19 protein-coding genes are annotated in these 19,324 nt (G+C 59.9%); 8 read left to right on the top strand and 11 right to left on the bottom strand.

The features are described from left to right. The first annotated feature begins 53 nt into the window (after positions 1-53). From Q7F16_RS03975 to Q7F16_RS03960, 4 genes are all read left to right on the top strand, one after another. On the top strand, positions 54-770 hold the full coding sequence (locus Q7F16_RS03975; protein WP_014338134.1) for a helix-turn-helix transcriptional regulator: 717 nt from the start codon (positions 54-56) through the stop codon (positions 768-770). 51 nt (positions 771-821) lie between these two features. Beyond that, positions 822-1,163 carry a nuclear transport factor 2 family protein gene (locus Q7F16_RS03970; RefSeq protein ID WP_072348557.1) on the top strand — a complete coding sequence of 114 codons (342 nt, stop codon included), beginning with the start codon at positions 822-824 and terminating at the stop codon, positions 1,161-1,163. A 189-nt stretch (positions 1,164-1,352) separates the two neighbouring features. After that, on the top strand, positions 1,353-2,474 hold the full coding sequence (gene zapE / locus Q7F16_RS03965) for a cell division protein ZapE (RefSeq protein ID WP_046065388.1): 1,122 nt from the start codon (positions 1,353-1,355) through the stop codon (positions 2,472-2,474). A gap of 57 nt (positions 2,475-2,531) precedes the next feature. Beyond that, the gene (locus Q7F16_RS03960) at positions 2,532-3,026 is read left to right on the top strand and encodes a GNAT family N-acetyltransferase (RefSeq protein WP_046065387.1); all 495 of its coding nucleotides are present in this window, start codon (positions 2,532-2,534) and stop codon (positions 3,024-3,026) included. A gap of 24 nt (positions 3,027-3,050) precedes the next feature. On the opposite strand, the gene Q7F16_RS03955 is transcribed toward Q7F16_RS03960, so the two are convergent. Both Q7F16_RS03955 and Q7F16_RS03950 read right to left on the bottom strand, forming a co-directional pair. Beyond that, positions 3,051-4,790, bottom strand: coding sequence for a phosphoethanolamine transferase CptA (locus Q7F16_RS03955; protein ID WP_409557219.1), 1,740 nt, complete (start codon positions 4,788-4,790; stop codon positions 3,051-3,053). Between the two features lie 383 nt (positions 4,791-5,173). Next, complete coding sequence (locus tag Q7F16_RS03950) at positions 5,174-5,347, bottom strand: DUF6026 family protein (protein WP_014338139.1); 174 nt, start codon at positions 5,345-5,347, stop codon at positions 5,174-5,176. Positions 5,348-5,597: 250 nt separating this feature from the next. Here Q7F16_RS03950 and gnd point away from each other — a divergent pair, with 250 nt between their 5' ends. The 3 genes from gnd to Q7F16_RS03935 are packed head-to-tail and all read left to right on the top strand — an operon-like array spanning position 5,598 to position 8,937. Beyond that, a complete protein-coding gene (gene gnd / locus Q7F16_RS03945; protein WP_268748629.1) occupies positions 5,598-6,602 on the top strand; it encodes a phosphogluconate dehydrogenase (NAD(+)-dependent, decarboxylating) in 1,005 nt (334 codons plus the stop codon). Continuing rightward, on the top strand, positions 6,599-8,119 hold the full coding sequence (zwf, locus tag Q7F16_RS03940; RefSeq protein WP_409557218.1) for a glucose-6-phosphate dehydrogenase: 1,521 nt from the start codon (positions 6,599-6,601) through the stop codon (positions 8,117-8,119). The genes gnd and zwf overlap by 4 nt, the downstream gene beginning before the upstream one ends. Then, positions 8,116-8,937 carry a Cof-type HAD-IIB family hydrolase gene (locus Q7F16_RS03935; RefSeq protein ID WP_046065383.1) on the top strand — a complete coding sequence of 274 codons (822 nt, stop codon included), beginning with the start codon at positions 8,116-8,118 and terminating at the stop codon, positions 8,935-8,937. Before zwf ends, Q7F16_RS03935 begins: the two co-directional genes overlap by 4 nt. A 158-nt stretch (positions 8,938-9,095) precedes the next feature. On the opposite strand, the gene nhaB is transcribed toward Q7F16_RS03935, so the two are convergent. The 3 genes from nhaB to Q7F16_RS03920 all read right to left on the bottom strand — a co-directional run bounded on the left by nhaB (position 9,096) and on the right by Q7F16_RS03920 (position 12,145). Next, positions 9,096-10,598, bottom strand: coding sequence for a sodium/proton antiporter NhaB (gene nhaB, locus Q7F16_RS03930; protein ID WP_409557217.1), 1,503 nt, complete (start codon positions 10,596-10,598; stop codon positions 9,096-9,098). A gap of 95 nt (positions 10,599-10,693) precedes the next feature. Next, a complete protein-coding gene (locus Q7F16_RS03925) occupies positions 10,694-11,695 on the bottom strand; it encodes a hypothetical protein (protein ID WP_409557216.1) in 1,002 nt (333 codons plus the stop codon). 183 nt (positions 11,696-11,878) lie between these two features. Beyond that, a complete protein-coding gene (locus Q7F16_RS03920; protein WP_014338145.1) occupies positions 11,879-12,145 on the bottom strand; it encodes a hypothetical protein in 267 nt (88 codons plus the stop codon). A gap of 341 nt (positions 12,146-12,486) precedes the next feature. On the opposite strand from Q7F16_RS03920, the gene Q7F16_RS03915 reads away from it, so the two are divergent. Beyond that, on the top strand, positions 12,487-13,812 hold the full coding sequence (locus Q7F16_RS03915; RefSeq protein WP_046065380.1) for a sigma-54 dependent transcriptional regulator: 1,326 nt from the start codon (positions 12,487-12,489) through the stop codon (positions 13,810-13,812). A 167-nt stretch (positions 13,813-13,979) separates the two neighbouring features. Here Q7F16_RS03915 and Q7F16_RS03910 read toward each other — a convergent pair whose 3' ends face one another. From Q7F16_RS03910 to Q7F16_RS03885, 6 genes are all read right to left on the bottom strand, one after another. Then, the gene (locus Q7F16_RS03910; protein WP_041475902.1) at positions 13,980-15,263 is read right to left on the bottom strand and encodes a transporter; all 1,284 of its coding nucleotides are present in this window, start codon (positions 15,261-15,263) and stop codon (positions 13,980-13,982) included. A gap of 46 nt (positions 15,264-15,309) precedes the next feature. Beyond that, positions 15,310-16,056: a hypothetical protein gene (locus Q7F16_RS03905; RefSeq protein ID WP_014338148.1), complete on the bottom strand. Its 747-nt coding sequence runs from the start codon at positions 16,054-16,056 to the stop codon at positions 15,310-15,312. Between the two features lie 59 nt (positions 16,057-16,115). Continuing rightward, positions 16,116-16,796 carry a C39 family peptidase gene (locus Q7F16_RS03900; protein WP_014338149.1) on the bottom strand — a complete coding sequence of 227 codons (681 nt, stop codon included), beginning with the start codon at positions 16,794-16,796 and terminating at the stop codon, positions 16,116-16,118. Positions 16,797-16,968: 172 nt separating this feature from the next. Continuing rightward, positions 16,969-17,931, bottom strand: coding sequence for a heme utilization protein (locus tag Q7F16_RS03895; protein WP_409557215.1), 963 nt, complete (start codon positions 17,929-17,931; stop codon positions 16,969-16,971). 62 nt (positions 17,932-17,993) lie between these two features. Beyond that, on the bottom strand, positions 17,994-18,587 hold the full coding sequence (locus Q7F16_RS03890; protein WP_204126699.1) for an adhesin: 594 nt from the start codon (positions 18,585-18,587) through the stop codon (positions 17,994-17,996). A gap of 1 nt (position 18,588) precedes the next feature. After that, positions 18,589-19,035 (bottom strand): hypothetical protein, encoded by a 447-nt coding sequence (locus Q7F16_RS03885; RefSeq protein ID WP_014338152.1) that lies wholly within the window; start codon positions 19,033-19,035, stop codon positions 18,589-18,591. Between the last annotated feature and the right edge of the window lie 289 nt (positions 19,036-19,324).

The following is a 19,324-nucleotide window of genomic DNA, read 5'->3' as shown; positions in this document are numbered from 1 at the left end:
TGACACCAGCCTCTGCTAATCTGCGTCATCTTTTTCTTTGCGGACTGTCCATCGTGTCGCGTACCACTCGTCTGCTCACTTTGCTGCAAGTCCTGCGCGGCAAGCGTTGCCCGGTCACCGCTGCGACGTTGGCGGGCGAACTGAACGTCTCCGAGCGCACCTTGTACCGCGACATTGCCGAACTCACGGCCCTCGGTGCACCGATCCAGGGCGAGGCGGGCATTGGTTATGTCTTGCGCAGTGGCCTGTTCCTGCCGCCACTGATGTTCACCGCCGATGAAATCGAGGCCATTGTGCTGGGCTTGCGCTACGTGGATCAGCGCGCCGACGAGGTGCTGGGCAAGGCGGCGGCTGACGCGCTGGCGAAGGTCGCTGCGGTGCTGGCGCCCGATGTGCGAGACGCGTTGCGCAACCCTACGGTGTTGCCTGGCCCGCCGGGTTATGGCTATCCGCAGAACACCGTGGAACTGAATGTCTACCGCCAGGCCATTCGCGCTCAGGCCAAGCTGCACATCGATTACGCCGATGTGAACAAGACCCCGAGCCAGCGCTTGATCTGGCCGCTGGCCCTGGGCTTTTTCAATGAGGCGCGGGTGGTGGTGGCCTGGTGCGAATTGCGCAGCGCCTATCGGACTTTTCGCACCGACCGGATTGCCGCTGCCACCGAGCAAGGCGAGCGTTATCCGGGGCGGCGCAGCGACTTGCTGCGCGACTGGTTTGCGCTGATGAAACTGGACGAAACCGGGCGTTTCACTCCTGACAAAAACTGACACAGCGCTGGTCTAGCATGGTGCCAGATCGATAAAACAAGGAGCCGTATCATGTCCAATCCCGTCTCTTCCCTGGCCCCGGCCATCGCCGGCTACATTGCGGCCGCCAATGCCCGTGACAGTTCGGCGGTGACGCGTTTCTTCGCCGAGGATGCCAACGTGTTCGATGAAGGCCAGCACCGTGTTGGCACCCAGGCCATCGCCCAATGGATGGAAGACACTGCCCGACGCTTCCAGCCACGTGTGGAAGTCCTCAATGTGCAGCAACGCACTGGCAAGGTGCTGGTGCAAAACCTGATCTCCGGGACATTCCCCGGCAGCCCGTTGGAGTTGCGCTATACCTTTCGGCTCGATGAGCAGGGCAAGATCAGTCGGTTGGATATCTCGATTTAAAGTTCTGCACCCAGGTCTGTGGGAGCAAGGCCTGTGGGAGCAAGGCTTGCCCGCGATGAACGATAACGCGGTTTGGCTGTTAGAGCGCAGCGCGACTATCGCGGGCAAGCCTTGCTCCCACGGGCCATGCTCCCCTGCAATCGCCCGCCATGGCATACTCCCCACCTTCGTTTTCCGGACCCGGGCCGTATGACTTTCGACTCCCCCTTGAGTGCCTGGCAGCATGCCATCGAACACCACGGCTTCGTTCAGGATGAGGCCCAGGAATTGGCCATCATGGCGCTGGAGCAATGCCACAAGGCGTTGCATGAAGGTCACAAGTCGATCAAGGGCGTTTATCTCTGGGGGCCGGTGGGGCGTGGCAAGACCTGGCTGATGGACCGTTTTTACGAAAGCCTCAAGGTGCCGGCCCGTCGTCAACACTTCCATCATTTCATGGCGTGGGTGCATCAGCGTTCGTTCCAGCTCACCGGCACGCCGGATCCTTTGCAAGCCCTGGCCCGGGAGCTGAGCGCTGAAGTGCGGGTACTGTGTTTCGACGAACTGTTCGTCAACGACATTGGCGACGCGATCATCCTCGGGCGCCTGTTCCAAGTGATGTTCGAACTGGGCATGGTGATGGTCAGCACCTCCAACCTGCCGCCGGAAGAACTCTATGCCAACGGCCACAATCGTGAGCGTTTCCTACCGACTATCACCGCGATCAATCGATATATGCAGGTCGTGCCGGTGAACGGCTGGCAAGACCATCGCCAGCACCCAGGCCAGTTACAGCAGCGTTATTGGCTGCGCGATCCCGGGCAACCTGATCCGCTGGCCAATGTTTTCATCCAGTTGACCGCCGGGCAAGCGTCGAACAGCGCACCAATTGAAGTCGGTCATCGTCTGCTTGAACCGGTCCAGGCCAGCGATACCGTGCTCTGGAGCCGTTACCCCGACCTTTGCGAACAGCCGTTCTCGGCGTTGGATTTCATGGCGTTGTGCGACCGCTTCAGCGTCATCTTGCTCAGTGACGTGCCGTGCCTGAGCGCCGAACAGCGCGAAGGGCGCATTGCCCGTGGCACCGAGGACGGCGTCGAACGGGTCGCGGCGGGTGATCGCGAACTGCCGCAGTTGTCGATCCATGACGATGGCGTACGGCGCTTCATCGCCCTGGTCGACGAATGTTATGACCGCAAGGTGCCGCTGTGCCTTTCGGCCCAGGTGCCGATGGATGAGTTGTACACCGAGGGCTATCTGCAATTCCCGTTTCGCCGTACGCTCAGTCGCCTCCAGGAAATGCAAATGCAACGTTTTGGTCAGCAGGTCTGACCTGTATCCCGCCGACGGCGTCGAGTCGCCGGTACTACTGAAGTGAGATGGAAGGTCATGGAAGAAGCCAAGGACATTCTTGTTCTGCAAGCCAGCTACAGCAACCCGGTCCACGCCGAAGCGATCTGTCATGTGCTCAATGGCTATGCGCAGGACCCGATGGGAGGGGGGCATTCGTTGCCGGCCGAGGTGCTGTTGCACCTGCCCGGGGAACTGGCCAAGCGCCCCCATGCTTTCAGCGTGCTGGCCTTCGTCAACGGCGAACCGGCGGGGCTGGTCAATTGCTTCGAAGGTTTTTCAACCTTTGCCTGCCGGCCCTTGGTGAACATCCACGACGTGGCGGTCATGCCGGATTTTCGCGGCCTAGGGTTGAGCCAGAAGATGCTGCAGAAGGTCGAGGACATCGCCCGCCAGCGTGGTTGCTGCAAGATTACCCTGGAAGTGCTCGAGGGCAATGCCGTGGCCCAGGGCAGCTACGCCAAGTTCGGCTTTGCCGCTGGCATGTTCGACCCGGCCCACGGGCATATGCAGTTCTGGATCAAGCCCCTGTAAAAGCGGGCATCCGGTCGGCTTCGGTTACTTCTGCACGACTTCAGTCAATGGTGCCTTGCGCTGCATCAGGCTGAAGTCGATCAGGGCCTTGCGCGGGGCTTGATACGGGTTGCCGATCAGCAGCGGACGGGCCTTGAAGTCATCGCTGACCAGGCTCTTGCTGTGGTCCAGCTCATCAAAGCTCAAGCCAGCCATGTCTGCCCAGGTGTGGATCAGGTGCGAGCTGCTGTAGGGCCTTGACAGGTCGCCGGCGAAGTTCCAGTCATGGCTTTCGCGCCATTTGGGTGAAGCCCAGGCCATGAAGGGAATGGTGTACATCGGTGCGGTCGGCTTGCCTTCGTTACGGCCCAGCGTGCCGTGGCCCTGCGAGTCGAACACGTCTTCACCATGGTCCGACAGGTACAACAGGAAACCGTTGGGGTCGGTCTTGGCGTAGCCCTTGATCAGGCTGGACACGACGAAGTCGTTGTACAGCACCGCGTTATCGTAACTGTTGTAGGTCGGAACCTGATCATCACGCAGGCTCGCTGGTACGCCTTGGCGGTCGGTGAACTTGTTGAAGGTCGGCGGGTACCGATACTGGTAACTCATGTGGGTGCCGAGCAGGTGCACCACGATCAGCTTGCGCGGGGCGCTGTCGGCCAGGGCTTTGTTGAACGGTTCGATCACGTCGCCATCGTACTGCGCGGCATTCTGGTTGCGGTTGTTGTTCAGGTACACCTGTTCGTCGGCCTGCTGGGAAAAGGTCGTGAGCATGGTGTTGCGTTTGGTCATGGTCTGCTGGTTGGTTATCCAGAAGGTTTTGTAGCCGGCCTGTTTCATCATGCTCACCAGCGATGGCGTGCTCAGGTACAGGTCCGGGTTCTGTTCGTCGGCGAACGTCAGCACTTGCTGCAACGCTTCGATGGTGTAGGGGCGCGGGGTGATGACGTTATCGAACACCGACAGCTGGTCCTTGAGCTTGTCCAGTTCAGGCGTGGTTTCCCGCGGGTAACCGTAGAGGCTCATGCGCTGGCGGTTGGTGGACTCACCGATCACCAGCACCAGGGTTGCCGGCTCGTTTGCCATGGCATCCTTGAGGTTGCGCAGTGGTGCGATCTTGCTGGCGCTGTGGAGCATGCCTTGCATGTTCTCCAGCTGTTCACCGTAGCGACGATAGGCCACGAGCATCTGCCAGGGCACTGCTGGCTCGATGCGATCTTCGAATTTTTCCAGGCCACCGGCAAAGCTGCCGGTACGCTGGGTCTGCTTGATCAGCGGATAGCCGACCACGGCCAGGACAATGGCAAATGCTGCGACCATGGCCTGGCCCCGGGGCAGGTAAACCGGGCGCAGGCGGGTCCAGAGCCAGTAGCCGACGACGGTGTGGGCCAAAAATGCTGCCACCATCCACCAGGCAAAATATTGTGTCAGGTACTCGCCGGCTTCAGACACGTTCGATTCGAACATGATGAAGATGACGCTCTGGGAAAATTCCTGTTGGTAAATGAAGAAGTAGCCCAGGCTGGCCATGGAACAGGCCCAAAGCACCACGCCGATCAAGGCTGCGAGCAAACGCGTGCGGGCAGGGAAGAGCAGCAGGGGGGCCAGCCACACCGCGCTCATCACGAACGCTTGGCGAAAGCCGGTGAAACCGGAGGTGTCGCTCAACAGAATGAGCAGTTGGGTGATGCCCGAGAAATACCAGAAGAACAGAAACAGCCAGCCGAATCCGGCCCAGTCGAAACCTTTCGCAGTCGTTTTGCTGCGTTTGAACAAGCTCATCAAGCGCTCCAGCTTTTATCGACGAAGCTGTCGGCACCGAATTGGTGACCGCAGGCGTACGCCGAGCAACCCTAAAGGCCGGGAGTATTGCGAGCCGGTTGTGAAAAGTTTGTGAGTTTTTCGAATACAAATCGATGACGGGGTGCGAGCGCACCTTGGTGGGGGATTTATTTGTGGCAGGGGATGTATCTGTGGGAGCAAGGCTTGCCCGCGATGAAAGCGATGCGGTCCTTCAGGAACCGAGGTGCCTGTTTCGCGAGCAAGCTTTGCTCCCACAGCCCTGCGGGGACAAATATCCTCGCCACAGGCGCACATGGCGGACTCGCATGGAAGTGGCACCAGTTTGGCCAGTGTCACTTCCTGGTGCTGTGCCTCAGCGGCGGTTACCGAGCCAGGGACTGGCTCTGGTGGGGCAGCTGTACGTGTTGCAACTGCATGCGCAGCTGCGTCACTTCATCAAGCAGTAGATCGCGTTCTTCCTTGAGTAGGCGCAATTCATCGCGACGAATGGTCACATAAAGGGTTTGGGGAGGACGTGCGGTAACGACAGGGCCCATTGCTCACCTCGCAAATGGCGTACATCAACTATAGAGATGTCGCCATGATTTGGTCGACACCTCTACTATCGGCGCCGATTCTGATTTCTTTTGCTTGTGATTGGAACTTTTTTATTTTTCATGGTCGCTGTGTCTTTGGCCGGATCTTGTGCGTTATCCCTTGTGATCGCTGGAATTACCCGGAAACTATGCAGCAATGCTCTGGACTAACCTCCATTAGTCGATAGTGTTAAATCTTTGACACACCTTTATTTGTAGTAGGGAGCATCAGCACATGCAACTCGGGATCATTGGACTGGGCCGTATGGGCGGCAATATTGCGCGGCGCCTGATGCTCAATGGGCACACCACCGTCGTCTATGACCGCAATGCCGCTTTTGTCGAAAACCTGCACCAGGAAGGCGCGATGGGCGTCGCGGACCTCTCGGCACTGGTCGCCGGCCTGGAAAAGCCACGGGCGGTCTGGGTCATGCTGCCGGCCGGCGCACCCACCGAAGACACCATCAACGCCCTCAGCGAACTGCTTGAGCCGGGTGATGTGATCATTGACGGCGGTAACACGTATTACAAGGACGACATCCGTCGCGCCCAGGCCCTGTCGGAAAAAGGCCTGAGCTACATCGACGTCGGCACCTCTGGTGGCGTTTGGGGCCTGGAGCGCGGCTACTGCATGATGATTGGCGGTGAGGCCGACGTGGTGAAGCGCCTGGACCCGCTGTTCGACAGCCTGGCCCCGGGCATGGGCGACATCCCGCGCACCCGTGACCGCAAGTCCGACGATGACCGCGCCGAACGCGGCTACATCCACGCGGGCCCGGCCGGTTCCGGGCATTTCGTGAAGATGATCCACAACGGCATCGAATACGGAATGATGCAGGCCTTCGCCGAGGGTTTTGACATCCTCAAGACCAAATCCAGCGAAAGCCTGCCGGCTGAGCAGCGTTTTGACCTGAACGTCGCCGATATCGCCGAAGTCTGGCGTCGCGGCAGCGTGGTGTCGTCCTGGCTGCTGGACTTGACCGCCGACGCGCTGGCCAGCGATCCGAAACTGGACGGTTATTCCGGCGAAGTCGCCGACAGCGGAGAAGGCCGCTGGACCATCGAGGCCGCCATTGAGCAAGCGGTGCCGGTTCCGGTCCTGTCCAGTTCGCTGTTCGCCCGTTTCCGCTCGCGCCAGCAAAGCACGTACGGTGACAAAATGCTTTCGGCCATGCGCTTCGGCTTTGGCGGCCACGTGGAGACGCCGAAAAAATGACCTCGATCGGCAGCAAATCCAAGGCAGAACCTGCGCCGCCGACCACGTTGTTTCTGTTCGGCGCCCATGGCGATCTGGTCAAGCGTCTGCTGATGCCGGCGCTTTACCACCTCAGTCGCGACGGTCTGCTGGGCGATGGGCTGCGCATCATCGGGGTTGACCACAACGCCATCAGCGATGTGGATTTTGCCAAGAAACTCGAGGATTTCATCCGTAACGAAGCGGCGAGCAAGGGCGGTGATGCCAACCGCGCGCTCGACCCAGTGCTGTGGGCCAAGCTGGCCCAGGGCATCAGCTACGTCCAGGGTGATTTCCTCGATGAGAGCACCTACCAGGCGCTGGCGGCGAAAATCGCTGCCAGCGGCACTGGCAATGCGGTTTTCTACCTGGCGACCGCGCCGCGCTTTTTCAGTGAAGTGGTCAGCCGCCTCGGTGCGGCCGGGCTGCTTCAGGAGCAGGAGGGGGCCTTCCGGCGGGTGGTGATCGAAAAGCCGTTCGGCTCCGACCTGCATACCGCCGAAGCGCTGAACGCCTGTCTGCTCAAGGTCATGAGTGAGAAACAGATCTATCGCATCGACCATTACCTGGGCAAGGAAACGGTGCAGAACATTCTGGTCAGCCGTTTCTCCAACAGCCTGTTCGAGGCATTTTGGAACAACCACTACATCGACCACGTACAAATCACCGCTGCCGAAACCGTCGGCGTGGAAACCCGTGGCAGTTTCTATGAGCACACCGGCGCCCTGCGGGATATGGTGCCCAATCATCTTTTCCAACTGCTGGCGATGGTGGCCATGGAGCCGCCAGCGGCGTTTGGTGCCGACGCCGTGCGTGGGGAAAAGGCCAAGGTTGTCGGGGCGATCCGGCCCTGGTCGGTGGAGCAGGCCCGGGCCAACTCGGTCCGCGGCCAATACACTGCCGGTGAAGTCGGTGGCAAGGCGGTAAACGGTTATCGCCAGGAGGCCAACGTGGTGCCTGACAGCAGCACCGAGACTTATGTCGCCCTCAAGGTCATGATCGACAACTGGCGCTGGGTCGGCGTGCCGTTTTACCTGCGCACCGGCAAGCGCATGAGCGTGCGGGACACGGAGATCGTCATCTGCTTCAAGCCCGCGCCTTACGCGCAGTTTCGCGACACCGACGTCGACGAACTGCAACCTACGCACTTGAGAATCCAGATTCAGCCCAATGAAGGCATGTGGTTCGACCTGCTGGCCAAGCGGCCGGGGCCGGCACTCGACATGGCCAATATCGAGTTGGGCTTCGCCTACAAGGATTTCTTCGTAATGCAGCCGTCCACAGGTTACGAAACCCTGATCTACGATTGCCTGACCGGCGACCAGACGCTGTTCCAACGTGCCGACAACATCGAAAACGGCTGGCGCGCCGTGCAGCCGTTCCTCGATGCCTGGCAGCAGGATGCAGCGGTCCAGCCCTACAAGGCTGGCGAAGATGGCCCGGCCGCCGCCGATGACTTGCTTGCTCGCGACAGTCGCGTCTGGCACGACCTCGGATGAGTGATCTGATGAAGCATCCCATCCGTTTCCTGCTCAGCGACATGGACGGCACATTGCTGTTGCCCGACCACAGCCTGAACCAGCGCACCATTGAGGCGGTTCGCTCATTGCGCCAGGCCGGTGTGCTGTTCAGCCTCGCCACCGGGCGACCGCCGCGGGCCATGTTGCAGCAGATCGAGGCCCTGGGCGTCGACCTGCCCACGGCGGCGTTCAATGGCGGCACACTGGTTCATCCCGACGGTAGCTTTCTTGCCGTCCATTACCTGCCCCCTGAGGCCGCTCTGACCACGCTGGCCCTGTATGCCGATCAACCCGGCATCGAAGTCTGGGTATTTGCCGATGGCGAATGGCTGGTGCGCGATGCCAACGGTCCGATGGTACCGGTGGAGACGCGTGGTCTGGGCTATCCACCAGTAGAGGTCGAAAGCTTCGAACCATACCTGGAACGGATCGACAAGATCGTCGCCACCAGCGCCAACACCGACCTGCTGGTGGAACTGGAGGCGCGGCTGCACCCGCTGCTCAAGGGCCAGGCCCAGGTGTCGCGTTCGCAACCGATTTACTTGGATGTGACCGCGATGAAGGCCAACAAAGGGGAAGCACTGTCGACCCTGGCAGCCTTCCTTGATGTGCCACTGGAACAGACGGCGGCCATGGGCGACGGTGGCAACGACCCGGCGATGTTCCACCGCGCGGGGTTGTCGATTGCCATGGGGCAGGCGGAGGAGGCGATCAGGCGTCAAGCGGATGTCGTGACCGCTACTGTGATCGACGACGGTGCGGCGCTGGCGATCGAACGCTACATCTTGCCGCGATAGGATGCCCCGGCTTTTGTGGCAGGGGAATTTATTCCCACTGTGGGAGCAAAGCTTGCTCGCGAAACAGGCGCCTCGGTTCCTGATAGACCGCATCGCCTTCATCGCGGGCAAGCCTTGCTCCCACAGAGGGATCCCCTTGCCATCGATGTTCCAATTTTCTACAACCAGTAAGTCACCGCATACCAGCCCAAGCCACCCATTACCACGGTGTAGGGCACGGCCATCCAGACCATCCGGCCATAGGACAGGCGAATCAGCGGGGCGATCGCCGAGGTCAGCAGGAACAGGAAGGCGGCCTGGCCGTTGGGTGTGGCGACGCTCGGCAGGTTGGTGCCGGTGTTGATGGCCACCGCCAGGGTCTCGAACTGTTCGCGGCTCATGTGGCCGTTGACGAAGGCCTGTTTGACCTCGGTAATGTAGATGGTCGCCACGAACACGTTGTCGCTGATGGCCGACAGCAGGCCATTGGCAATGAACAGCATGCCCGGCTGCTGGTCGGCGGGCAGGGCCAGGACCCATTGGATCAGCGGCGTGAACAACTGCTGGTCGTGGATGACCGCCACTACCGCAAAGAACACCACCAACAGCGCCGTGAACGGCATGGCGTCCTTGAACGCATTGCCCAGCCGGTGCTCGTCGGTGATGCCGGTGAAGGCGGTAATCAACACGATGACCATCAGGCCAATCAGGCCGACTTCGGCAATGTGTAACGCCAAGCTCACGATCAGAATCAGCGCGGCGATACCCTGAACGATCAGCGCCGCTCGTTGCCGTGCGGTGCGTTCGCGATTGTCCTGATCGGCGTAGTCGGCCAGCACGGAACGCACGTTGTCTGGCAACAACGTGCCGTAACCGAACCAACGCAGCTTTTCCAGCGCCACGCAGGTCGCTAGCCCGGCTACCAGCACCGGCAGCGATACCGGCGCGACTTTCAGGAAGAATTCGGCGAAATGCCAGCCCATCTCATGGCCGATCAGCAGGTTCTGCGGTTCACCCACCAAGGTGCAGACGCCGCCCAGCGCCGTGCCCACGGCGCCATGCATCAACAGGCTGCGCAGGAACGCCCGGAACTGGTCCAGGTCGGCATGATGCAGCGATGGCAGGTCGTGGTCTTCATCGACGCTACTGTCCTGGCGCGGGTCGTTGCCCGACGCCACACGGTGGTACACCGCATAGAACCCCACGGCGGCGCTGATGATCACCGCGGTAACGGTCAGTGCGTCAAGGAACGCAGACAGGAACGCCGAGAGAAAGCAGAACATCAAGGACAGCATCGCCTTGGAACGCACACCCAAAAGCAGGCGCGAGAACAGGAACAACAGCAGATCCTTCATGAAGTAGATCCCGGCCACCATGAACATCAGCAGCAGGATGACCGGGAAGTTATGCAGCAGTTCGTCGTACAGTGCCTTGGGGGTGGTCATGCCCAGCACCAGGGCCTCGACCAGCAGCAGCCCACCAGGCATCAATGGGTAGCATTTAAGGGCCATGGCGAGGGTAAAAATGAACTCCAGCACCAGCATCCAGCCTGCGACGACCGGGCCCAGGGTCCACAGCACCACGGCATTGAGGATGAGGAAGGTGATGATGCACGCCTTGTACCAGCGCGGTGAGTGGCCAAGAAAGTTGTGCGCGAACGCTTGAGCCATTGGACCGGACATCGGCTGCTCCTTTTAGTTAGAAGCGCGCAAGTTGCCGTAAGAAATGAGGAATATCAAGCGTAAGAATAAATACCGTTCACCCGCGACAATTCGACTCAGGCCCAATACCGCGCAATCACCGCTCGATAAAGCCCCAGGAGCGAGTAACCGCCCACCAGAATCCTCCCATTCGCCTGCACAGCCAGGGTGGTGGCGGTATCGAGGCTGTAGCCGAGTCGAGTGCGAACCCAGCCTTTGCCCTGGACGAAATCCGGGTCGAGGCTGGCATCTGGCAGATGTCGGGCAAGTACGAAATCGGCCTCGATACCGCCGATGGTGGCGCCGGCGGTCAGCAGTTTTCCGTCTGATTGAAGCCGGGCGGCAGTCCACTGACTGGCATTGCTCCCGATCGCCATCAGTTGGCACTGACCCTGGTTGCAATGACGGTCCGGCTTGCCGTCGGGGCGCACTTTCAGGGACAGGCTATGCATCGGATCACGGCTGCTGCCGAACACCTGCAGATCACCGTTCGTGTCCGGGACGATCTGGCTGACCATCACGCTGTGGCCCTGCGCCAGGATCGACAGAAAGCCGTTCTCGCCGAAGCTGTCATCGAGCTTGCCGCTGCTGTCATAGCGGGCAATCAAGCCATGCTGGGGCAAGTCGATGGCGCCGCCGACGACAATGTGGCCGTCAGCCTGGAGCGCCAGGCAGCGGCCTTGCTGATCGAACAGCGCCAGGGCGGGAAAGGTATGGTCGTTGTTTTCGTAGTGCAGGCCGGACAACAGGATATTCCCGTCGGGTAACTCGATCACCTTGCCTGCCGTCGCGTCGAAACCGTTTTCAAACGCGCCGATCACGCAGCCGCGAGTGCCGAAGTCCGGATCGGTTAATCCGTCATGGTTGAGTCTTGCCAGCCCGAACCGGCTGCCGTGGGCCGTCTCGATCCTGGCCGCCACCAGGATTCTTCCTGCGTGGTCGAGGGTCAATCCAGTGGTCAGGCTCGAGGTGCTGTCTTCGAAATGAACCCAGGCTTTGCCGTTGGCGGCAAAGCCTGAGTCAAGCTGTCCGGCGTGGGCCATGGTCCGGGGGAGCACAAACGCGAACTGAGCGAGCATGCCTGCCTCTCCTTGCGTGTCGAAAGGCCCGGAAGGGCGACGACTGCATGAGGGCAACATTCAATCCCTGAATGTGACAATGCACAACTGTCATGTTCTGCGGATACAGCAGCGATTCATGCCATAACAATGGCTTTACAATCCAGAGCCAAGCCTGCAATCGATAACAGGCTTTACCGGTGGTTATTCAGGCATCGACCACGATTGCAATGTGTAACCTTCCTGGCTCAGTTCGGCACGGGCCTGTTTCAACAGGTCGGCCAGTTGGACCGGGTCGGTATAGGCGCTGCTTGGAATCTGGGTGCGGCCAATATGAGTATTGGTGCGGTCGACGACGGTCAGGCTAAGTTCACCGTTACCGTCTTGTGGAGCCCAGGCCACGCAGTGGAAAGGACGGAATGCGCGGTCGGCAATCAAAAGAGCTTCGTTGATACGGAGCGGGGCGTTCATGGCGTTTTCTCTTAAGTGTGCCCAAACAAATGATGTGCCGTCGGTTGGGCGTACCGTGCGGCTGGTTACTTGTACTGATGTCCCGAACCCGCAGGCGGGTCACACATTATTTAAATAAATTTCGATTTTCTTTCAGACCAGGCTTTTTGGCTTTTGTTTGAAAGCGCCATGAAAGAAATACGCCAGCGACAACTAACGAAACGCTCGCTTATAACCAGTTTGACGCGATCTCGATAATCAATCGATACAAGGGGGCGTCAACTTCTTGCTACTGTTACATGCAGGTTTGCCAAACGACTGTTTCTAATCATATTTCCTTATTTTGGCGCCAAGGATCAGTCATGATCGAAGCCAGTACGTCACGTCGTCTGCTCGTGGTTGATCCCTGCGACGATTGTCATCGCCTGTTGCCAGGTCTGCGCACCATTGGCTGGGATGTGGACAGTTGCGCCCTTGAACACGCCGGCGATCGGACGTGTGACGTCGGCCTTTTGCGGTTACAACCTTTTCACCTGGAGCGCCCGGAAGCGGTCAAGGAGTTGATCAGCCGTAGCGGCACCGAATGGATCGCCGTGCTTAACCAGGAAGTGTTGCGCCTGCAAAACGTCGGTGATTTTGTCTGCGAATGGTTTTTCGACTTCCATACCTTGCCGTTCGACGTGTCCAGGGTCCAGGTGACACTGGGCCGGGCGTTTGGCATGGCGCGCCTGCGGGGGCAGGGCTCGGTCCACATTGATCAGCCCGAACATGAGCTGCTGGGCGACAGCAAGCCGATACGCGAATTGCGCAAATTGTTGAGCAAGCTGGCGCCTGCCGAGTCGCCGGTATTGATTCGGGGTGAGAGCGGCACCGGCAAGGAACTGGTGGCGCGCACCCTGCATTGTCAGTCTCACCGGCGCAACAAGCCGTTTATCGCCATTAACTGCGGTGCGATTCCGGAGCACCTGATCCAGTCCGAATTGTTCGGGCATGAGAAGGGCGCGTTCACCGGGGCTCACCAACGCAAGATCGGACGGATCGAGGCGGCTCACGGAGGTACGTTGTTTCTCGATGAAATTGGCGACCTGCCGTTGGAGCTGCAGGCCAACCTGCTGCGTTTTCTGCAGGAAAAGCACATTGAGCGGGTCGGTGGCAGTCAGCCGATTGCGGTCGATGTGCGGGTCTTGGCCGCCACCCATGTGGACCTTGAGGCTGCTATCGAGCACAAACGATTTCGCGAGGATCTGTATTACCGCTTGAACGTGTTGCAAGTGTCGATGGCGCCGTTGCGCGAACGTCATGGTGACCTGGCGATGCTGGCCAGCCACTTTTCCCATTTCTACAGCCAGGAAACCGGCCGCCGTCCCCGCAGCTTCAGCGAGGATGCGTTGGTGGCGATGGGCATGCATGACTGGCCCGGCAATGTGCGGGAGCTGGCCAACCGCGTCCGTCGCGGTTTGGTACTTGCCGAAGGCCGACAAATCGAGGCCCGGGACCTCGGCCTGGCCAGCCACCAGGGTGTCGCGGCACCGATGGGCACGCTGGAGGACTACAAGACCCGCGCCGAGCGCCAGGCCCTGAGCGATGTGCTCAACCGTCACAGTGACAACCTGAGCGTGGCCGCCCGGGTACTGGGCGTGTCCCGGCCGACTTTCTATCGTCTGCTGCACAAGCACCAGATCCGCTAGAACGGTCTACACACACACCTGTGGGAGCGAGCTTGCTCGCGATGAGGCCCTTTCAGTCAGCATGGATGTTGAATGGAAGACCGCTATCGCGAGCAAGCTCGCTCCCACAGGTTTTTTGTTTTGCAGTGCCTTCAGGGATAGGTGCTTATCACATATCCCTGAGAACATCAGAAGTAGTACGGGAATTTGAGACTAAAGGTGAAATCCGGTGCATCGTCGGTCAGCCCGATGGACAGGTTGGGCACGATGGTCAGGTTGTCGGAGGCGGCGACGGTCATGCCGATATTGAAGTAGCCGGCGTTGGCGTCGCTGGAGGTCACCGACTCCCAGTCGCCACCGTCCTGTTTGAGCTTGCTTTTCTTTTGGATCAGGTCAGAGACCGAGAATGACATGCTCATCTTCTCGTTCAAGGCAAAGGCAATGCCCGCGCCGATCTGGAAGCTGTCGCCGATTCGAACCTTGCCCGGCACCTTCTGGTTGACCGTGGAGCTGATGTCGTCGAACGATTCTTCGAAGTTATGGGTGTAGGAAAGGGTGCCGAACAAGACGGCCGGGTCGAAGGTCTTGACCAGCGAAAGCCCGGGCGTGATCGACCATACGCCGTTGCCGGTGGGCAAGTCGTCAGGCACGAACAGGTTGGTGTTGGCCTGGGATTGGCGCAGTTTGATGCCGAACGGGTCCTTGCCGGTGGGGGCCTTGACTCGCAAGGTGACCACTGCGTCCGGGGAGTTGATCGACTCATCCATGAACTTGTAGGCGATGCCGAAGTTGACGTCGCCGATGGTGGGGTCGCGGGTCACGGTTTCTTCGCTGGTGACGCCGGCAGCGCCGTTGTTCGCGCCGCCTGACTGGTACGTGGATTCGCGGTAGATCACCGGGACGTTGAGGTCGAACTGCCAGCGGTTGTCGAAGTTATAGCGACCGGTGAGGTCCAGCGTCCAAGTGTCGGCCTTGATCCGGTCGAGGTTGATGTTGCCCAGGAAAATCGAATCCAGGGCCAGGAAACCGTTGAGGATCAGTTGCCGCGTGTCGTAGCGCGAATAGGTCACGCCAGTCTCGAAACTGAATTTGCCCCCGCCGAAGAAGCCGCTGGCCTCGTCATAGAGGTTGGAGACGCTCTGGGCCGGTTGGGAATCATCGGCCAGGGACTGCCCGTAGCCGCTGCCGCCAGCCGTTGCCGCGCCACCGCCGGCCACGGTCTGGTTGCCTTTCATGTCGGCCGGGGATTTGGCCAGGCGCTTGGGCGGTGGAGAGGCGGGTTGATCCTCCACCTGGCGCACCCGCTGTTCGAGCACCGCCAGGGCCTTTTGCTGGACCTCGTATCGTTGCTTGAGCTCAAGAAGTTCCTGTTTCAGGGCCTCGATGTCCGCATCCGGGGCCGCGTGCAACACGGCCGCCGGGAACAACGTGCTTAAACACATCACAGCGCGCAACGATACGGATCGATACATGAAATATGCCGTCCCTATTTGCCCAATGATCGGAGATCAGCGTAGTTCAGTAACCGAGGTTACGCAGGCCACGCAGTTGGGTCAGATTGCAGTCCAAGGCGCCGGCACTGGGGCCGTTATTGTTGAGCACCACATTGAGTTGCGTCATGTTGTTGACCAGGTTGCTGTTGCCCAGCAGGCGGGTGTTTTGCAGCAAACCGCCTTGGGCCACTTGTTGCAGGCTGCTGCCCTGGTTGTGGCTGGCCTGGATCGCCATTTGCACGCCGCTGCCGGTGGCGGTGACCGCGACGCTGCCGGCGGCGTTGCTGCCGCTGATGGTCTGGCCCTTGGTCAGCAGTTGGCCCTGGGAAGGCACAAGCGCTGGCGCCTGGTTGCTCTCCTTCACATTGATGTTGACGTTGTTGTAGGCCGTATTGCCGTCGCCGGCGGCGCGTACGCTCTGGGTCACGCCCTGGCTCGTGCCAAGACCGGCGCCACCGGTAATGTTGCCGCTGCCCTGTTCCGGGACGCTGCCGTTGCCAGTCTGCTTGACGGTGGAGACATAAAACTCGGGTTTGACAGTGGCAGCCTGGATCTGCATGGTGCTGGTGGCACCGATCAAGTCGCCGCTGGCGTTGCGCCAAGTACTGCTCATGACGATGCCAAAGCTGATGACTCGGCCGGGCATGACATAACGACCGCGCAGCTCGGCAAGCTCCTGGTCCTTGACTTCAATGGGTTTGAAGCCGGCATGGGCATAGCCCGAGGCAGTCGCGAGCAGGCAGGCCAGCGACAGCCAGTGTGAAGTTTTCATGTGCTGCTCCCGGAGCTTCCTGCTCCTTTTTGTACTTATTGTTGGCAGTAGGTCGGCGATTAAAAAAAGTCGCTCTGAATGAAGCCGAAATCCATCAGTTCCGCATCCCTGACCGGGTTGAAACCGTCCAGCTTGTTACGGGCTGTCAGGGGTTGAGGAGGGCTGCGTAGCGCATTGGTCTTGTCATAGCCCGGGCCGACGATCGCGAAGACGATGCCATTCCAGCCTTTGACGAACTCATCATGGGCGTAGCGCTTGTGGCCCAGCACCGGGTCGCCGATGTAGACCCATTGCTTATCGGCCCGCTGCAACACCACGAAATGCTTGTAGCCGCGTATTTCCATCAGAACCACCACCGGGATCGTCACCGCTTCGAGTTTCTCTGGCGGTATCCGGTAGCCTCGGGCACGCATGCCGATGCTTTCCACGTAGCGCTTCATGTCCAGCATGGAAAAACCCTGGGTGCGAACCAGGTCCTGGTCGGCATTGACCAGCATGCCTTTGATGACGTGCTCTTCATCGACGTCAAGCCAATAGGCCTGGCGCAATACCGTGGCCAGTGCGGCGGCGCCGCAACTGAAATCGGTTTTCTGCTCGACGATGTCGCTGAACTTGCGCTCGCGTACGCTTTGCACCGGTTTGTAGACCAGCATGCCGCCAGGCAGGGCGGCGACCGGTATCTGCGCGGCTTCAGCCACGCACGCCAGGCAGAGCAGCAGGGAAACGGCAGTGACACGCATGATCAATACGCCTAGTGGACATCCGGGAAAAAAGCCCCTGTGGGAGCAAATCCGTGGGAGCAAAGCTTGCTCGCGATAGCGGTTTTAAAGCCAACAGAGGTGTCGTATGTGACGACCTCATCGCGAGCAAGCTGTGCTCCCACAGCGTTACTACTCCCACAGCGGTACTTTTTTACATGCAAGCCCTGCAGCCGGCCGCGATGGACAGCGAGTTGCTTTGCTGGTTGCCCACGCCTGCCGACACGTTGGCGCCGCCGTTACCGGAGAAGCCGTTCATGGAGTTGGTCATGGTGGCGTTGTTGATCACAGGGTTTTTCCAACCGTCGCGGGTCAGCACCTGCTGGGTGTTGCTGCCGGCCAGTTCGAAAGTCCCCACGGCGGAGAACTTGAACTTGTCGTCATCGTGACCGCCGTTACCGCCTCTGTTGCCCCAGCCACCATGATCGTCTTCTTCAACGGTGCCGGTGCCTTTGGCCTTGAAGGTGCCAGAAGCGGCGTAGGTGCTGGTGAGCGTGTCGGTTTTGTAGGTCCGTACACCCTTATTGTCGACCACAAGGCCAGTGGAGGACTGATTGGCCTCGGCAGAGGCCTGTGCGACACGGCCACCCGACACTGCGATGGCCAGGTTGTTTTTCTGTTGGTTGAAGTTGCCGGCGGTCACGTTGATGCCGATGTTGCCGGAGCCGTTGTTGCCTGCATTGGTGAGCGAGGCGTTGTTGTGGGTCGAGTTGTTTTTTACATAGTTGTTGGTATTGGTTTGCGTGGCACTTGAGGCGGCGACAGCCGAGCCGAAGATGAAGCTTTCGTCAGCGGTAGCCAGCGCTGCGGCGTTGTCTTGTTGGTTACCGTCGCCAGCGGCGATGTTCGCCCCCATGTTCCCGTTGCTGCCATTGAGGGAATCGGTAGCTTCGGCGGTGTTTTTAGTGCCCTGGTTGAGCACCTCGTTGCCGTCGCTGTTCTGCTCATCAATCACGGTAGCCATCGCGCTGGCGTTGATGGACAGCTGTTCTTCCCACGTTGGGCCTTTGGGACCATGGTGGCCGTGACCATCGCCGTTCCCTCCAGCCTGTGCAGCCATTGCCATGACAGCGGCGAGAGCGAAAACCAATGGTTTGAGTGCCATTGTAGGTTTCATGGTGTTTCTCCTTGCATGTCGTTGGTTAAGTGTTGGTACTTTCTTATGCCCACTGCGCCGGATCAGTCAGCGACCCGGATGCTCAGGGTGTTAGCCATGCGGTTCCCCACCCCGGCACTCTGGTTCACCTGAATCACCCCTCGGCTGCCGGTGAAGGCCTGGTCGCTGGTAACGACCTGGCGACTGCCGGTTGGGGCGCCAGTTGCTCCTGAGTTCGGTAGCAACGCCACGTTCTGTTGAGACAGGGCGCTGTCGTCAATGCTCTGCGGCTGCGCACTGATGCCCACGCGCATGACATTGGCCATCTGGTTGTTGGCTCCGGCGGACTGGTTGACGCCCAGCACACCGTTGCCATTGGTAAAGGATTGGCCGCCGATGCGGGCGGTGGCGTTCATGGAGGGGTTGGCCTGTGTGTCGACCCGTTGCTGCACGCTCGTGCTGGCCTGGGCGTGGCTGCCAATGGCGATGGCCCGAGTATTGGTCTGTTGGATCTGATCGCCGGCCGCCTGGTTGACGTTGAAGTTGCCGGTGTAGTGGCTGCCAGAGTCCTGCAGGTTGGCGTTACTGATCACCGCAACACCCGAATCGGCAAATACGGTGAAAGAGCTGAGCAGGGAAAGCATGAACAGAGTGAGCAGAAACAGCGCGGGCTTCATATCACTGACCTCCCGCCAGCCGACCCAGCGGGGCCAGGCCGGAACTCAACGAGCGGTTGATGGTGCCGGAGATCGCGCCGCCGCTACCGCCACCGTGTCCGGCATTCATGCCCGGCATGCCGTTGGGGTTGGTCACGACGTTCAGGCCCTGCACGCCGGTATTCGGGTTGACGGTGTTGCGGATCGACGAGCCACTGGCCACGCTGGCGAACTCGCCATCGCTCAGTTCGGTACTGGCGGTCGCCTGGTTGATTCGTTCGGAGGGGTTGGCATTGACGGTGGTCGGGTAGGGGTCTTTGCCACCGTTGCGACCAATTGCGATGGGCTGCACGTCACGGTTGAGCACAATGACGCCGTTGCCCTCGGCCTGTGCTGGCAGACTGAGCGTTGCGCTGGCGGCGCAACCGATCAACAGCAGACAGGTCAAACTTCTCTCGAAAGTTCCCACGGCATCGATTCCTTCTCGGTGGGCTGGCCCTGGTCCAGCGTTGCGAAATGGGGCAGAGCAGGTGTCGTGCCGAGTTTTTGAATGCCTTTGGATTCAATAAGTTGAAGTTATGGGGGGGATGCCGGGGAAGGGACCTGTTTCAGCGCTGAGACAAGGTGCATGGTGACCAGGCGGTCACACACTGTCCCAGGGCTCTGGATCCAGGCTTTTGGGGGGGTGTTTCAGAAGCTTGACAGTCTTGATGGCAATTTGGTGAAGCGACGTTGGATCCGGGTTTGCAGCGACCGTG

Origin of the sequence: Pseudomonas sp. Lb2C2, assembly GCF_052112205.1 — a bacterium.
Lineage (GTDB): Bacteria > Pseudomonadota > Gammaproteobacteria > Pseudomonadales > Pseudomonadaceae > Aquipseudomonas > Aquipseudomonas kilonensis.
This window is presented reverse-complemented; position numbering and strand designations above follow the sequence as displayed.

Excerpts from the sequence above, each read along its gene's own strand:
- nhaB (WP_409557217.1), bottom strand. The coding sequence starts at position 10,598 with ATGTCCGGTCCAATGGCTCAAGCGTTCGCGCACAACTTTCTTGGCCAC.
- zapE (WP_046065388.1), top strand. The coding sequence starts at position 1,353 with ATGACTTTCGACTCCCCCTTGAGTGCCTGGCAGCATGCCATCGAACAC.
- Q7F16_RS03910 (WP_041475902.1), bottom strand. The coding sequence starts at position 15,263 with ATGTATCGATCCGTATCGTTGCGCGCTGTGATGTGTTTAAGCACGTTG.
- Q7F16_RS03970 (WP_072348557.1), top strand. The coding sequence starts at position 822 with ATGTCCAATCCCGTCTCTTCCCTGGCCCCGGCCATCGCCGGCTACATT.
- Q7F16_RS03925 (WP_409557216.1), bottom strand. The coding sequence starts at position 11,695 with ATGCTCGCTCAGTTCGCGTTTGTGCTCCCCCGGACCATGGCCCACGCC.
- Q7F16_RS03960 (WP_046065387.1), top strand. The coding sequence starts at position 2,532 with ATGGAAGAAGCCAAGGACATTCTTGTTCTGCAAGCCAGCTACAGCAAC.
- Q7F16_RS03915 (WP_046065380.1), top strand. The coding sequence starts at position 12,487 with ATGATCGAAGCCAGTACGTCACGTCGTCTGCTCGTGGTTGATCCCTGC.
- Q7F16_RS03955 (WP_409557219.1), bottom strand. The coding sequence starts at position 4,790 with ATGAGCTTGTTCAAACGCAGCAAAACGACTGCGAAAGGTTTCGACTGG.
- Q7F16_RS03900 (WP_014338149.1), bottom strand. The coding sequence starts at position 16,796 with ATGCGTGTCACTGCCGTTTCCCTGCTGCTCTGCCTGGCGTGCGTGGCT.
- Q7F16_RS03895 (WP_409557215.1), bottom strand. The coding sequence starts at position 17,931 with ATGAAACCTACAATGGCACTCAAACCATTGGTTTTCGCTCTCGCCGCT.
- Q7F16_RS03890 (WP_204126699.1), bottom strand. The coding sequence starts at position 18,587 with ATGAAGCCCGCGCTGTTTCTGCTCACTCTGTTCATGCTTTCCCTGCTC.
- zwf (WP_409557218.1), top strand. The coding sequence starts at position 6,599 with ATGACCTCGATCGGCAGCAAATCCAAGGCAGAACCTGCGCCGCCGACC.
- Q7F16_RS03950 (WP_014338139.1), bottom strand. The coding sequence starts at position 5,347 with ATGGGCCCTGTCGTTACCGCACGTCCTCCCCAAACCCTTTATGTGACC.
- Q7F16_RS03905 (WP_014338148.1), bottom strand. The coding sequence starts at position 16,056 with ATGAAAACTTCACACTGGCTGTCGCTGGCCTGCCTGCTCGCGACTGCC.
- Q7F16_RS03935 (WP_046065383.1), top strand. The coding sequence starts at position 8,116 with ATGAGTGATCTGATGAAGCATCCCATCCGTTTCCTGCTCAGCGACATG.
- Q7F16_RS03920 (WP_014338145.1), bottom strand. The coding sequence starts at position 12,145 with ATGAACGCCCCGCTCCGTATCAACGAAGCTCTTTTGATTGCCGACCGC.